We start from the raw sequence: 13,931 nt of genomic DNA on the forward strand, positions 1-13,931 counted from the left end.
CTTATTATTTATACTGGTTAATATCAATAGTCTTTGGCTGCTGAGCGGCATGTGGATGCTCGGTACCCTCATAAATATAGAGGTTATTCAGCAGGCTGCGTCCGAGGGGACCCTTTGGCAGCATACCCTTTACAGCATGACGAAGCATCTTGTCTACACCACCATTCTTCTTACGAAGCTCGGCAGGAGTATTGAAGCGCTGTCCACCAGGATAACCTGTGTAACGAGTGTAGACCTTATCGGTCTCTTTCTTACCAGTGAATACAACCTTATCGGCGTTGATAAGGATTACATTGTCACCACAGTCAACGTGTGGAGTGAAAGTTGGCTTGTACTTTCCGCGAATCAGCTTAGCTACCTTTGAAGCGAGACGACCAACAACCTGGTCTGTGGCATCGATAACCACCCACTCCTTCTTTGCTGTTTCCTTGTTTACGGAAAGCGTCTTGTAACTTAAAGTGTTCATTTCAAAAATTTAATTTTACTACTAAAAAACAGTTTAACTATATTTGCGCACACAAACTCACACCCGAGGTCTAACACTCGGTTGCAAGTCTAACGAACGCCGGAATCATACGATTCCGCTGATGAACCAGCGATTCACGAACCACTGCGCCCGGCCAAAGACGCCGCTATTCACACCCTGATTCACGGGGATTCTAAGTCTCTCCCCAATAATCGGACTGCAAAGGTACACATATTTATTTATTCATGCACACCTTTGCAGTCCAAGAAATAGATATTTATATTTTTTTAACTATCTACTGCAGCTTATGCTTACAAATTCCCCGACTCGAATTATTTTTTATATCATCGCAAATCACTGGCGCCGCAGCCGTCAGATCGACAATACGGTAAGGAATTTCATTAAGGACAATCACATGAGCGACCCCCGCCCGTTCCATCTTCTCACCAATGAGTGTCAGGTCAGTGGCTTCATAGAGTTCATAAGAACGCACAAGCATAGAGTAACTACGAGTTGACTCCTGTCCTTCCGCATCAATATACTGACCCGTAAAGGTCTTAGAAAACCGATAGGTATCTACACCACAGACCTCCTCGCAGTGATGCACAAACGTAAAGCAGTCGGTATAGTGTATGCCGATAATAACATTCTTACCATGGTTTTTCTCCAGATAGCCAAAAGGAGAATCAACTCCGAAGGACGAGACATTCTGCATGTCACAAAGCAACTGTTGGTCTTTACCCGCAACAGCGAATGAGTAGAGAGGATGCTGAGTACGACGGAAATCGGGACGACTCAATGCGAACCCTCCTAATGCACCTGTCTTACAGGGTGTCTTATGATAGTCGAAAGCCACACCATGACAGAAGTCCCAATTGAAAGTGGGAATCAGCAGGGTACCCTCTTCACCTATCACACCGAGGATTGCATCAAGAAACGCATCACGGTCGAAGCGTTCCCCATTACGCATGGTTGTAAACATCAATTGCATGATGTCGGATGTGAGCAGCACCCGGTCTCCGCGCTCCAGTCCCCAGTATTTGGGCAAATCCAAATAACTAATGTACGCCATACTTTCCTAGCATGGCAATGATACTGTCAACAGAAGTAAAGTTCTCTGGAACAACATCCACGCCATTAATTCTGAAATTGAAAGTAATCTCCAAGTTGGTCACTAGACTTACAATATCATATGAGTCAAGCAAACCAGCCTCCATAAAGTCAACATCCTCAGTAAAATCACACTCAGGACGTATGGTAGATAGAATCTCCAATATTTTTTCTTTCATATTTTTCTCATTTATCCATTAACCTGCTTCTTATAGAAGAGACGATCAATCTTTCCATTGGCATTGCGCTGCAGAAGCTCCAGATGATGAAATGACGTAGGAATCATATACTTTGGCAGCACCTTACCAATCTGCAGACGGAATTCTGAGGCAGGAATCTCTTCTGCCGCCTCATAGAAAAGCGTAATCTGTTTCTCGGCCTGATTATAAACGATACAACCGTTCTTAACTAACTTCAAGGTATTGATGATTACGTGTTCTATCTCACCAAGGTCAGTACGATAGCCCATGTGCTTCACAATATTATCCTTACGTCCCTTAAACAGAATTAGTCCGTCAGCATCGTAGCAGACGATATCGCCAGTACGGTAAATCACCTCAGGATAGGCCTTATTCAATGGGTTCTGCACAAAAGCTGCGGCAGTCTTCTCCGGATTATTATAATACCCCATAGCTAGAGACGTACCACGTACACAAAGTTCTCCTTCCGCATTTGGCTCAGTTATCAAGCAATCTTCATCGTCAAGAATCAGAATATCGGTATTACGACAAGGATAGCCAATGGGCAGAGGCTGTTCATCTGGTATCTCTTTATTAATAATATAATAGGTGCAATCAAGGGTTATCTCTATCGGACCATAAAGATTTGCAAAGGTCACTTCAGGTAGATGGTGATGCCAATAGTTGTATTGCTTAGTGGGGAACACCTCACCAGCAAACCACACTGTACGAAGGTTCTCCAGTTTAAACGTAGAAAGCAAATCCATATTAGCAATGTTTACCATGATAGTAGGCACCCAGAACAAAAAGTTTACCTTGTGCTGCTCAAGCACCTCAAGAATCTTTGCCGGGAAGGCAGCCAGATGGGCAGGTAATACCACCAATGTACTTGCTTTAGCCATTAGCATGCAGAGTTCAAAGCTGTAGATATCAAACACGATTGGCGAGAGAGACCCCATCACAAGATCTTCGCCAAAGTGGAAGGTATCTATGGCCCAATCGATAAAATCAAAGAAACTCTTATGATTCAGCACAACGCCTTTCGGTGTTCCCGTAGAACCCGACGTGTTGATGATACAAGAAGGATCCGTATCGATGATTGTCGACAATTTCCCTATAATTGTTTCTGCGTCAACCTCGGCAGGCCATTCCTCCTCATCAAGTAGAATAACCTTGACAGTCTCAGGAATAATGGCCAAAATAGATTTAACCTGTCGGCTCGTAGAAATGATAACAGCAGGTTCCACCAACTGAATAATATTGCGAATACGCTCGGCTGGTGTCTTGATGTCGAGGTTCATATAGAAATCTCCGGCATAAAGGACACCTAAGTCGGCATAAACACTCTCTATTGACTTGTCGAGGAATACGCCTATAGGCTTATTCTGCCCCACCCCCATGGCAGTAATCTTGGCTGCTAACTGTAGAGAATTCTGATGCAGGTCAGAGAAGGTTATCTCTCTGTCCTTATCAATCACTGCAACCTTCTGCGGATACGTTCTGACTGATTCCTCAAATAATTCTATCAAATTGATTTTCATACAATAGTCGGTGTTTGTTTGCTGAAAAGCACCGGAACTTCAGAGCCCCGGTGCTTCATTATCTTGACTCTTTTTAATTAAAAGTCCATGTTATCGAGAGAATCGCTGAAGTCTTTCGGCTGGTTCTCTGCAGGAGCCTCTTCCTGATGCTCAGGACGTGGGCGATGTTCTCCATGTTCACCACGGTCACGGCGTTCACGACGATCGCCACGATCCGGACGACGGTCACGGCGCTCACCGCGCTCAGGGCGATCTCCACGCTCACGACGACGCTGCTGGGGCTCCACATAATCGGCTGGCTTTTCAATCAGCACGCGGTGAGAAAGCTTGTACTTGCCTGTCTTCGGATCAATCTCAAGCAACTTCACCTGAATCTTATCGCCTTCCTTAATGCCAGCCTCCTCTACGGTCTCAAGACGTTTCCAGTCAATCTCTGAGATATGAAGCAAACCATCCTTACCTGGCATGATTTCTACAAAGCAACCATAAGGCATGATTGAACGAACTGTTCCCTCGTAGATTTCACCCACCTCAGGAATTGCCACAATAGCCTTAATCTTACCGATAGCAGCATCAATGCTCTCCTTGTTAGGAGCAGACACCTGCACCTTACCTACGCCATCAACCTCGTCGATAGTGATGGTTGCGCCTGTATCTTCCTGCATCTGCTGGATAATCTTACCACCAGGGCCGATAACGGCACCGATGAACTCCTTAGGAATCTCCATCTGAACGATGCGGGGAACCTGAGGCTTCATATCTGCACGAGGCTCTGCGATGGTATCGGTAAGACACTTCAGGATGTGCTCACGACCAGCCTTAGCCTGCATAAGGGCCTTCTCGAGGATATCGAACGACAGACCGTCGCACTTGATATCCATCTGGGTAGCGGTCAGACCATCTTTCGTACCAGTGGTCTTAAAGTCCATATCGCCCAGGTGGTCCTCATCGCCGAGGATATCTGAGAGAACTGCATACTTGTCTTCTCCAGGATTCTTGATCAGACCCATGGCAATACCGGAAACAGGCTTCTTCATGGGAACACCTGCGTCCATCAGGGCGAGTGTACCGGCACATACGGTAGCCATTGAAGAAGAACCGTTTGACTCAAGAATCTGAGATACCAGACGTACGGTGTAAGGGAAGTCCTCAGGAATCTGACCCTTTAAGCCACGCCATGCGAGATGACCATGACCAATCTCACGACGACCTACGCCACGCTGAGCCTTGGCCTCACCAGTACAGAACGGTGGGAAGTTATAGTGCAGGAGGAAACGCTGATATCCACGCTCCAAAACATCGTCAACCAACTTCTCGTCGAGTTTTGTACCAAGAGTACAAGTAGACAGAGACTGCGTCTCACCACGAGTGAAGATAGAACTTCCGTGAGGCATGGGCAGCGGAGAGACCTCGCACCAGATAGGACGGATCTCATCAGTCTTACGACCATCAAGACGGATACCTTCATCGAGAATACAACGGCGCATAGCGTCACGCTCCACATCGTGGTAGTAGCGATCCATCATAGCATATTTCTCCTCCAGCTCATCCTCTGTGAGGTCAGCATGGCCGGCAGCATACTTCTCCTTAAAGTCAGCAAGAATCTTCTCGAAGGCCTCAGCACGTGCCTGTTTCTCGAGAGCCTGTTTGGTGATGTCATAGGCAGGCTGATAGAGCTCCTTGTTCATCTGCTCACGCAGTTCCTCGTCATTCACCTCATGATCGTACTCGCGCTTCACGTCCTTACCAAGTTCCTTAGAGAGCTCAGCCTGAAGTTCACACATAGGCTTGATAGCAGCCATGGCAGCTTTCAGAGCGCCAATCATATCCTGCTCGCTAACCTCCTTCATCTCACCTTCCACCATCATGATGTTCTCGGCAGAGGCACCTACCATGATATCCATGTCGGCTTCCTTCATCTGCTCAAAGGTTGGATCGATGACATACTCGCCATTAATACGAGCTACGCGAACTTCCGAGATAGGGCACTCGAAAGGTATATCCGAACATGCCAAAGCTGCAGAGGCAGCAAAACCGGCAAGTGCATCGGGCTGGTCAACGCCATCGGCACTGAGCAGCATAACGTTTACGAATACTTCTGCGTGATAGTTACTTGGGAAGAGTGGACGAAGAACACGATCCACCAGTCGTGACGTCAGGATTTCATTGTCAGAGGCTTTACCTTCGCGCTTGGTGAATCCGCCAGGGAAACGACCAGCTGCGCTGTACTGTTCGCGATAATCTACCTGCAAGGGCATGAAATCGGTTCCGGGAACTGCATCTTTTGCGGCACAAACAGTGGCTAGGAGTACAGTATTGTTCATGCGAAGCATGACAGCACCATCGGTCTGTTTTGCCACTTTCCCGGTTTCAATGGTGATAGTTCTTCCATCAGCCAATTGAAGGGTTTTTGTAATTACATTCATCTTTTAAAACATCTAAAAATAAAAATACTTGGTGCGACATAAGCGCTGTTACGTCGCAAAAACGGCGCAAAGTTACACATTATTATATTAATAAACGAAGAAAAGCTGATTATTTTTCGTTTTTTATGAAAAATGTGCTACCTTTGCACCCACGAAAAGAAAATCTTAACAACAAAATGAAACATATTTGGAAAGCAACTGCCTTTATGATGGCAGCATTTACGATTACCTCGTGTAACGATAATAAGTTCACGGTTGAAGGACAGATTACGAACGCCAAAGACTCTTTGCTCTACTTTGAAAATGTAGGTATCGAGGGCATAAACGTTCTCGATTCCGTCAAGTTAAGTGAAAATGGCGATTTCTCTTTCAAGGAGGACGCCACAAGCGCTCCTGAGTTCTATCGTTTGAGAATCGCCGATCAGATTATTAACGTCAGCATAGACTCTACAGAGACGGTCCAGATTAAAGGCGAATACCCCGGTATGGCCTCCAACTACACCGTAAGCGGTTCTGAGAACTGCGAGAAGATTAAGGAGTTAACCCTGAAGCAGATGGCCCTACAGAGTCAGGCTATTGCACTTCAGCAGAACACCACTCTTGGTATCGCCGCTGCCAACGATAGCATCCAGAGCCTCATCAACGCTTACAAAGAGGATGTCAAGCTTAACTACATCTACAAAGAGCCGATGAAGGCCTATTCATACTTCGCCCTTTTCCAAGCCATTGGCAACTATCTGATTTTCAACCCCCGCACCAGCAAAGATGACATTAAGGCCTTTGCCGCTGTGGCTACCAGTTGGGACACATATTATCCCCACGCAGAGCGCGGACAGAACCTGCACAACATTGCCATTGAAGGCATGAAAAATCAGCGCCTTGTTGATGCACAAAACGCTGATATACAGGTTGACGCCAGTAAAGTTCAGGAGTCTGGAGTACTAGACATCGCACTCATCGACAATAAAGGACAAGAGCGCCACTTGACTGATTTGAAAGGCCAGGTTGTACTGCTCGACTTCCATGTCTTTGCCCTTGAAGACTCTCCCACCCGCATTATCATGCTTCGTGAGCTCTACAACAAATATCACGCTCAGGGACTTGAAATCTATCAGATATCACTCGACGGTGATGAACATTTCTGGAAGCAGCAGACCGCTGCCCTGCCTTGGATTAGCGTTCGCGATGGCGAAGGAATCAACTCTCAGCGCCTTATGCTATATAACATTCAGGCAGTTCCTGATTTCTTCCTGATTGATCGCGGAAACAATCTTGTAAAGCGTGCTGCTCAAATCAAGGATTTGGAAGCAGAAATCAAGAAGCTACTGTAGTTTCCGATAATATCGCAACGGACCTACGCCCTGAATTCCAGGATGTAGAATCTGAATATAATCGCCCAGAAGCCTGTCAGGTCTGAAGGGCGATTCTTCGTAGAATCGTGAGGTACGCACATTGCAACCATATACCTCTCCTGTCCGGAAAGCATTAAACTGGCTATAACCCTCCTTCTCATTGAGAAGTTCGTTTAATGTCATCTGACGTTCACCTTCATAGCGGAGCATCCATACTTCCGCATTCTGAGTATATTCGAGAACAGTCTCAAAAGGTAAAGACAAAGAGCCACTATGATCGTCTTCAGACCATGCATATTGTCCACCCGCATCCTGAATCATTTGTCCAATGGTGCTACGCCCACCTGGAACATACCATACAGAACCCACTTGCTTGTCGACTATAACAGAGCGGCCTTTGCCTGCTTTTTCAGCCAACTGCTTAAGGTCGTTATAATTCTTATCAACCTCATCAAAGAGTTCGTCGGCCTTATCTTGGCAACCGAAAAGCAGTCCGTAGAAGCGCATCCATTCAGCTCTCGCCAAAGGCGAAACCTCCATATACTCCGCACATTCCACCAACGGGATATCTATCTCTTCCAATCTGCCGTAGCCACCACTGTTCTCAAAAGGAGATAGCAGAATAGCATCAGGATGCAGATCGATAATCTTTTCTATGACAGGACTCATACCATCGCCACAATCCACAATACGTCCAGCCTTCACTTGTTTCTGAATCCAAGGTATTTTGATGTATTTCAGATCTGCCACACCAGCTATACGGTCTTCGCAACCAAGATTCATCAACAGAGAACTGTGAACTGTCGTAAACACAACAACACGCTCTAACGGAGTACGAATAACGGTTCCCTTCGGCAGATGTACAGGTACTTCCGCATCACGAGGCACAAGAATGTAACTATGCAGAGCTTTATCCTCCTTCCAAGGATTAGCTATGGTAACTACAGTGTAACCATCATATTCAACGATTGAGGGCAGGGTAGCATATTTGAAAGCGATACTGTCGCCATCCCCCAGCAAACGGGACATACGCCCGTTGCAAGAGAATAGCGTCAGTACGATAAAGAGTCCAAATAGTTGTTTCATTGTTGGGGTTAGTAGTTCAACTTAACAATACCATAGGTAAATGCAATCGCATGGGGCTCTACACCTGTAGCGTAGGAACATGCGGCTTTGAACTGTCCATTGCCATCATATATATTCACATAGCCTGGCGTTGTGTAGCTGGGATAACCAGTGTCAGGATCGATTGGTCGAGAGGCAATATACACCCAGCCTGCATTTGGCTCAATGTTGATAGCACAAGGACTTTCAATAGGATTACCTCCTTCCAGATGGAATGTGCTCAACGCGCCATAAACAATATTATAGATATTATAGGTGGGTTTAGAACTGCCATAAGGATAGTTGTAGGTAACGATGGTTTGTCCTGATGCAGCCATGCCCGTCGCATCAGGAATAACTTTTGTAACAGCACCGCCCTCAATCTTATAGACACCAGCTTCCTTCTGGTTCCAGTTTTCATCATAGTATCCCCAGTCAAGCAGATAGATTACGTTTCCTGCCACCGCCATCTGTTGCGGGTTGCGAATCTTCTCATTCTTGATTTCCGTTACCGATTTTGTTGCCAGATTAATCTTTGAGATAGAGCCGTTTCCATAACCATAGTCACTATTTGCCACATAGAGGGATACATCTTCATCAGAAGTACCACCGATAGCCAGTCCTTCAGGAGCAGAACCAACTTTGAACATATCACGAATACTCAGTGACAGCGTATCAATCACACCTACATAACCACCATAGGTAGAGACATACACCTTATCAGCATAACCCTGAAGATGGCGCGGAGTAACACCCTCTGCTTCACCCATGTCCTTGGTCGTGCTGATTTTCTGAATCAGCCTGAAGCTCTTCTTGTCCAAAACAAAGACAGCATTCTCATCAGAGCCGGTAATATATATCTTATTACCATGCACAATCACATCATTAGGGGTGCCGCCCAGACTCTGACCATTGGCATTCTTGAATACATTCTGCTGAACAGAATAAGGATCGGTCGTAAAGTCGAGGAAAGTAAGACTGCCGTCAATACTACTGGATACACTACCATTGTTGATAATCAGTGCACCTTGGGTGGCAACATACTCCTGTACCTGATTTTTGTTGTCATCGCTTTCCAAACAGCTCGTGAGGAGGGATGAACCCATCAGCATCACGGCGAAACTTAAAAGAAACTTTTTCATGTTGTTAATTATTTAATTTATAGTTGATACTTCACTGACACTTGCCAACTGCGTCCTGGCATAGGATAGAACCTTACTATCTCATACTGCATGTTGAGAATATTCTTCACGTCCATCCTGGCCTCCAAACTCTGGTCTTTCCAACGGAAGGTGCGGTAAACGGTCAGACCCATGTCCCAATAACCGTCAATTTCTGTTCCATCATAATGCTGATTGTTGGCCCATCGACTGCTCACGCCTGTCACATGAACAGACATGTTGGCCCACGGATTTTCCCACCCTACGGCAGCGCTTCCCGAATGCTTTGGCATATAGGCTATCTGATTACCATAGTAAGGCGACTCGGGATTTGTACGGTTCTCTGCTTGCTGATAACTATAGTTGCCTGAGAACTTCAGAGCGTGCCCTTCATAAAGCTGACGCGATGCCTCCAACGTCACATCGGCCCCTAACACATTTACCTTAGCCACATTCACGCAGGTCCATATAAACATATTATAGGGCACAGCTACAATCATATCCTTCACATGGTTATAATAACCGTCGGCTGTCATCTGTATATCAAAGTTTGATGCCTGACAATTATAAGTTACACCGACATTCAGCTGGTCTGTACTCTCAGGCAACAGGTCGGTACTACCATAGTGGAAATAATAGCTCTCGTTGAAAGTCGGCGAGCGGAAGATGTTCTTATACGACGCTCTTATCAGAAGATTTTCATCTTCCAGCAAACGATACGACAGCGATAACGACGGAGAAAGCTTGCGCATGTTCCTTGCTGAGTTTCCACCCTTCGAATCGTTCAGATAAACCGAATGCAGAAGTCGCGCCAAGGCCGTCAGCCGTCTTGTGCGATATTTGGCTGTCAAAGACTGTTGCATGGTGAGTCTGAAGGGCTTGTTGCTCACTGTCCTCTCTGCCGAACTAGTCAGGTTGTTATATGCCAAGTCGCCAGAATAGTCGAAGGCCCACACCTCTGAAGGCACAAAAAGTACAGCTAGCGAGGTATAGGCCTCACGCTGCCAGTAACTGGCATCATTATGACTGTTGGGAGCTAACGGATCATGATAGATTGAGGCATTCCAGTTGTACTTCGAGCTCCATTTCGTCGACCATCCCGACTGGTTACGCCTCTGATACTGTATCTGTCCGAAGATGTTCCTGTCCCGTAGTGTCTCCCTATTCAGGTCGGTATAGTAATGCACTTGTCCTGGCAACTGGCGATCGTTGTCATAATAGAACAACTTTCCGCTCAGGCAGTTCATATTGTCAATCTTCCACACCAGATTCAGTTCCGCATGTCCTTGGTTCATACGACTATTGGTTCGTCGCTCATGGGTTATCTTTGAGACATTACGCAACTCAAACGGATAGTCATTCTCCGCATAGATGTACTCACCTATCATAGAGAGAGCCACCTTGTTGGTCAGGTTCTTTTCAAAGCGCACAAAAGGATTCACATAACCAAATGAACCCACCCTCAACTGGGTTGTCAGGTGCAGATTGCTGTCGTCTGTAGGCATTCCTATGGTCTGTATGTTCAGCAAAGCAGGCGTCGAGGCGTTGCGGGCAGGAATGAATATATCATCGTTATCGCCAATCACAAGCGATAGCTGGTCCACGTTGTCAAGGCTATAACGCGACAGATCGATCTCACCACTCTGGCAGTCACTGATCATGACACCATCATAGCTCACTCCCGTATGCTTCGCTCCGAAACCTCTTACCGAGACCGTCTTCATGCCTCCAGCCCCACCATAATCGCGAATGGTCACACCAGGAATGCGGTGCAACGCATCAGCCACATCGGTGATGCCCAGACTCAGCATCTGTTCTCTGTCAATAATATGCAAGGGGGCTGTACTTGTCGCTTCGTGTTGACGACGACTCTCTGTGATGGTCACCTCTCGTAACTGATGCTCCCTGTCCGCTATGGAATCATGTCGGACCACCTGTCCGTTTGCCTTCATCACAAGCAAACACGACATGGTTAAGGCTGCATTCAGCAAACTGCGCATCATACAAGGTGCAAAGTTAAGAATTATTTTATTAATTTACAGTAAGAAGTGTAAGAATTAAGAATTTTTATTCTTAATCAGCCTGTGGCCCAAGTCTTCCCTATGGCATGCCGCCACAATCTGATCGATTACCTCGTCCATCTTTGGTACTTGAGCCACATAGTAAGTGGGATAGTCAGGGCAGAGCACCACCAGGTTCATAGCCTTCACCCGGACTCCATAATGCTGCTCCAGTATATAGCGATACAGGTTCTGTTGCATGCAGTAGTGATAGAAGGCCGTATCAGGCAGCGTAATGCCGTTGAAGCCAGTCCTGCCGCCAAAAGCCTCAACAATAGGCTGCCCCAGAGGATTCACCACCTTTGAGCTGCGCTTCCAGTCGTAGATGGTCAACTCACCATCCTGCTCCTTGCAAACCATATCGATGGTACCGGCAATGTTCAGCTTCGTATCGTAGACAGGCCACTCCTGACGATAAGGACGTATCTTATAATCATCGATGAAATGGAGAAAATGCTGTTTCTCTTGCTCCACACTTACCACCTCTGTCTCGCCTCTGAAACAGAAAGGGCATTCGGTCTCGAACGACCCGTCACGAAAATAGTTCTCCGTCTGGGCATGCACGAAAGTACCCACCTCACTGGCTTTCTTACCTATCCGCTCCCATTTTGTCAACGATTCCTCCACAGGAATATGATAGCGCTCCCACTGGCGCTGGGCCGCGGCTTGAGCATCGAACTGCTCAAAGAAATAGGCAATTAGCGAACTGACTGGCAGCAGTCTCGTCTGTCCTTTGTAAGTATAGATATGTTCCTCGGGTTCAAAGTCAATATACCGATCCTGCTCATAGAGCCCGGCATCGGTAAACGACCTCATTTTCTCCTCCATCTCTCTGGAGCGGGTGAAAGCAAAAAGCCTTTCATTATATTCGTTTGTCATTGCATCCATCTTTTTAGAATGCAAAGGTACACATTTCTCTTGAAAAAGAAGAATCAATAATTACTATTTGGCTAATTCAGATATAATCTGTCGCTCTGTACCTCTAGCTCTTTTGCATGTTTACGCAATGGAGACGAGGATAGTTCTCAAGTAGTAGGGTGTTTTTTCGAGAAAAAGTTTTGGTGGGAGAGAAATATTGCAGTACCTTTGCAGAGGCAGACAAAAACGTCTGATGATCTAACAATGGATATTAAGGAACTACTGAATAGGACAGACAGGTTTGCAGCTAAGGCCGGTTGCAAGTTGACGGAAGTGGATGAGTACCATGCGGTGGCTGTGATGACTGTGACGGAAAGCCATCTGAATGGTGGAAACGTTTGTCAGGGCGGTGCACTCTTCACCCTGGCCGATCTTGCCATTGCGGCTTTGATGAACTTTAGAGGAGAGCTGACTTTCGGCATCTCGAACAGTATGATGTTTGTATCAAGTGCACGACTTGGCGATGCGCTCAGGGCTGAAGCCGTCAGCGTGGCCAATCATCATAAGATACCAGCCGTAGAGGTGAGCGTCACCAATCAGGAAGGGCGACTTATCTGTCACGTCACAGGTATGGGGTATCGCAAAGGCATTGCTATAAAGTAGCCCGATAGGCCTTCAAGGCCTCAACAAGCACGTCGTCTTCCTCTGCTGTCTGGGCAGTTACTCGAAAACAATGGTTGCCAAGTCCCCTGAAGTTAGAGGCATCGCGAATCAGAATACCATAATTATCAATCAGCCAGTTCTTCAGCTCATGAGTGTTGCCCTTGTCAATAGTCACAAGCATAAAGTTTGTATCGGTTTTCAATACCATCACGCCCTCAACCTCAGATAGATTCTTGAAAAGCCGCTGTGTCTCAGACAGATATTCCTCCAAATCAGGAATCATCTTGGAATCATTTTGCACCAGGAATTTGCCTGCCTCTATTGCGAAAGCATTGACAGACCAAGGCTGACGAATCTGTTTCAATCGGTCGATGATGATTGGAGAAGCCACCACATACCCGAGTCGCAAACCAGGAATACAATACTTCTTTGACAAGGAATAAAGAAGCATCAGATTATAACAATCCGTCATCTCCTTGGGTTCAAGCATTGGACATAAGGTATAATCGGCATACGACTGGTCGACTACATACAAATAGCGTGGATTCTTGCGGATAATGTGATTAATAAGGCTCTTCCCCAACACATTGCCTGTGGGATTATTGGGATTGCAAAGCCAATAGATACGGTCGTCAGGAAGCACTTCCAGTTCATCAGCACAATCGTATGATATCAGATGGCCGAAAGTTCTGCAAGCATCCTCATACTCAGTAAACGTTGGCTGCGGAATGACAGAAGCCCAGCCTCTGTATAGCTGTGCAATCAGGTAGATGGCCTCGTTGGCACCATTAGTCACCATAATCGAATCCTCTGGCACACTTAACCGCTCTGAGAGCATGCGCTCTAAAGTGCGGGCGTCAGGTTCAGGATAATGCCCTACAACATCAAAGTGTGCCCAAAGATACTCCTTGAGTTCTGAATAGTCAGCCCTGCTATACACATTTGAGCTGAAATTCATCTTAATCTTATCGCCATAACGAAAGGCATCGTCGCCGTGTCCGTAAATCATAGG

The 13,931-nt window shown here is 46.3% G+C and carries 12 protein-coding genes; 2 read left to right on the forward strand and 10 right to left on the reverse strand.

Annotated features, from left to right (window positions below):
* Positions 1–4 precede the first annotated feature (4 nt).
* The 5 genes from rplM to pnp all read right to left on the reverse strand — a co-directional run bounded on the left by rplM (position 5) and on the right by pnp (position 5,722).
* A complete protein-coding gene (gene rplM, locus T325_RS11625; RefSeq protein ID WP_036914189.1) occupies positions 5–466 on the reverse strand; it encodes a 50S ribosomal protein L13 in 462 nt (153 codons plus the stop codon).
* Between the two features lie 295 nt (positions 467–761).
* Entirely contained in the window at positions 762–1,538 is a 777-nt protein-coding gene (locus T325_RS11630; protein WP_081911211.1) for an AAC(3) family N-acetyltransferase, read from the reverse strand.
* The gene (locus tag T325_RS11635; protein WP_036914193.1) at positions 1,525–1,755 is read right to left on the reverse strand and encodes a phosphopantetheine-binding protein; all 231 of its coding nucleotides are present in this window, start codon (positions 1,753–1,755) and stop codon (positions 1,525–1,527) included. The genes T325_RS11630 and T325_RS11635 overlap by 14 nt, the downstream gene beginning before the upstream one ends.
* Positions 1,756–1,766: 11 nt before the next feature.
* Entirely contained in the window at positions 1,767–3,296 is a 1,530-nt protein-coding gene (locus T325_RS11640; RefSeq protein ID WP_036914195.1) for an amino acid adenylation domain-containing protein, read from the reverse strand.
* A gap of 77 nt (positions 3,297–3,373) precedes the next feature.
* The gene (gene pnp, locus T325_RS11645) at positions 3,374–5,722 is read right to left on the reverse strand and encodes a polyribonucleotide nucleotidyltransferase (RefSeq protein ID WP_036914198.1); all 2,349 of its coding nucleotides are present in this window, start codon (positions 5,720–5,722) and stop codon (positions 3,374–3,376) included.
* Between the two features lie 176 nt (positions 5,723–5,898).
* Between pnp and T325_RS11650 the strand changes: the two genes are divergently transcribed.
* Positions 5,899–7,053, forward strand: coding sequence for a TlpA disulfide reductase family protein (locus T325_RS11650; RefSeq protein WP_036914200.1), 1,155 nt, complete (start codon positions 5,899–5,901; stop codon positions 7,051–7,053).
* Here the strand turns inward: T325_RS11650 and T325_RS11655 are convergent.
* The 4 genes from T325_RS11655 to T325_RS11670 are packed head-to-tail and all read right to left on the reverse strand — an operon-like array spanning position 7,045 to position 12,286.
* The gene (locus T325_RS11655) at positions 7,045–8,160 is read right to left on the reverse strand and encodes an ABC transporter substrate-binding protein (RefSeq protein ID WP_036914201.1); all 1,116 of its coding nucleotides are present in this window, start codon (positions 8,158–8,160) and stop codon (positions 7,045–7,047) included. The two genes, T325_RS11650 and T325_RS11655, sit on opposite strands and share 9 nt — an antisense overlap.
* A gap of 8 nt (positions 8,161–8,168) precedes the next feature.
* Positions 8,169–9,320, reverse strand: a complete 1,152-nt coding sequence (locus T325_RS11660; protein ID WP_036914203.1) for a YncE family protein — start codon at positions 9,318–9,320, stop codon at positions 8,169–8,171.
* A gap of 17 nt (positions 9,321–9,337) precedes the next feature.
* Positions 9,338–11,341, reverse strand: coding sequence for a TonB-dependent receptor plug domain-containing protein (locus tag T325_RS11665; protein ID WP_081911213.1), 2,004 nt, complete (start codon positions 11,339–11,341; stop codon positions 9,338–9,340).
* Positions 11,342–11,395: 54 nt separating this feature from the next.
* Positions 11,396–12,286 (reverse strand): PD-(D/E)XK nuclease family protein, encoded by an 891-nt coding sequence (locus T325_RS11670; RefSeq protein ID WP_156097686.1) that lies wholly within the window; start codon positions 12,284–12,286, stop codon positions 11,396–11,398.
* A 234-nt stretch (positions 12,287–12,520) separates the two neighbouring features.
* On the opposite strand from T325_RS11670, the gene T325_RS11675 reads away from it, so the two are divergent.
* Entirely contained in the window at positions 12,521–12,919 is a 399-nt protein-coding gene (locus T325_RS11675) for a PaaI family thioesterase (RefSeq protein ID WP_036914207.1), read from the forward strand.
* Here the strand turns inward: T325_RS11675 and T325_RS11680 are convergent.
* On the reverse strand, positions 12,909–13,928 hold the full coding sequence (locus T325_RS11680) for a pyridoxal phosphate-dependent aminotransferase (RefSeq protein WP_036914210.1): 1,020 nt from the start codon (positions 13,926–13,928) through the stop codon (positions 12,909–12,911). The two genes, T325_RS11675 and T325_RS11680, sit on opposite strands and share 11 nt — an antisense overlap.
* Positions 13,929–13,931: the final 3 nt, after the last annotated feature.

The organism is Prevotella sp. FD3004 (genome assembly GCF_000746155.1).
Classification (GTDB): Bacteria; Bacteroidota; Bacteroidia; order Bacteroidales; family Bacteroidaceae; genus Prevotella.

Bases quoted from the DNA above. Each gene is read 5' to 3' on its own strand.
- rplM (WP_036914189.1), bottom strand. From the start codon at position 466: ATGAACACTTTAAGTTACAAGACGCTTTCCGTAAACAAGGAAACAGCA.
- T325_RS11630 (WP_081911211.1), bottom strand. From the start codon at position 1,538: ATGGCGTACATTAGTTATTTGGATTTGCCCAAATACTGGGGACTGGAG.
- T325_RS11635 (WP_036914193.1), bottom strand. From the start codon at position 1,755: ATGAAAGAAAAAATATTGGAGATTCTATCTACCATACGTCCTGAGTGT.
- T325_RS11640 (WP_036914195.1), bottom strand. From the start codon at position 3,296: ATGAAAATCAATTTGATAGAATTATTTGAGGAATCAGTCAGAACGTAT.
- pnp (WP_036914198.1), bottom strand. From the start codon at position 5,722: ATGAATGTAATTACAAAAACCCTTCAATTGGCTGATGGAAGAACTATC.
- T325_RS11650 (WP_036914200.1), top strand. From the start codon at position 5,899: ATGAAACATATTTGGAAAGCAACTGCCTTTATGATGGCAGCATTTACG.
- T325_RS11655 (WP_036914201.1), bottom strand. From the start codon at position 8,160: ATGAAACAACTATTTGGACTCTTTATCGTACTGACGCTATTCTCTTGC.
- T325_RS11660 (WP_036914203.1), bottom strand. From the start codon at position 9,320: ATGAAAAAGTTTCTTTTAAGTTTCGCCGTGATGCTGATGGGTTCATCC.
- T325_RS11665 (WP_081911213.1), bottom strand. From the start codon at position 11,341: ATGATGCGCAGTTTGCTGAATGCAGCCTTAACCATGTCGTGTTTGCTT.
- T325_RS11670 (WP_156097686.1), bottom strand. From the start codon at position 12,286: ATGGATGCAATGACAAACGAATATAATGAAAGGCTTTTTGCTTTCACC.
- T325_RS11675 (WP_036914207.1), top strand. From the start codon at position 12,521: ATGGATATTAAGGAACTACTGAATAGGACAGACAGGTTTGCAGCTAAG.
- T325_RS11680 (WP_036914210.1), bottom strand. From the start codon at position 13,928: ATGATTTACGGACACGGCGACGATGCCTTTCGTTATGGCGATAAGATT.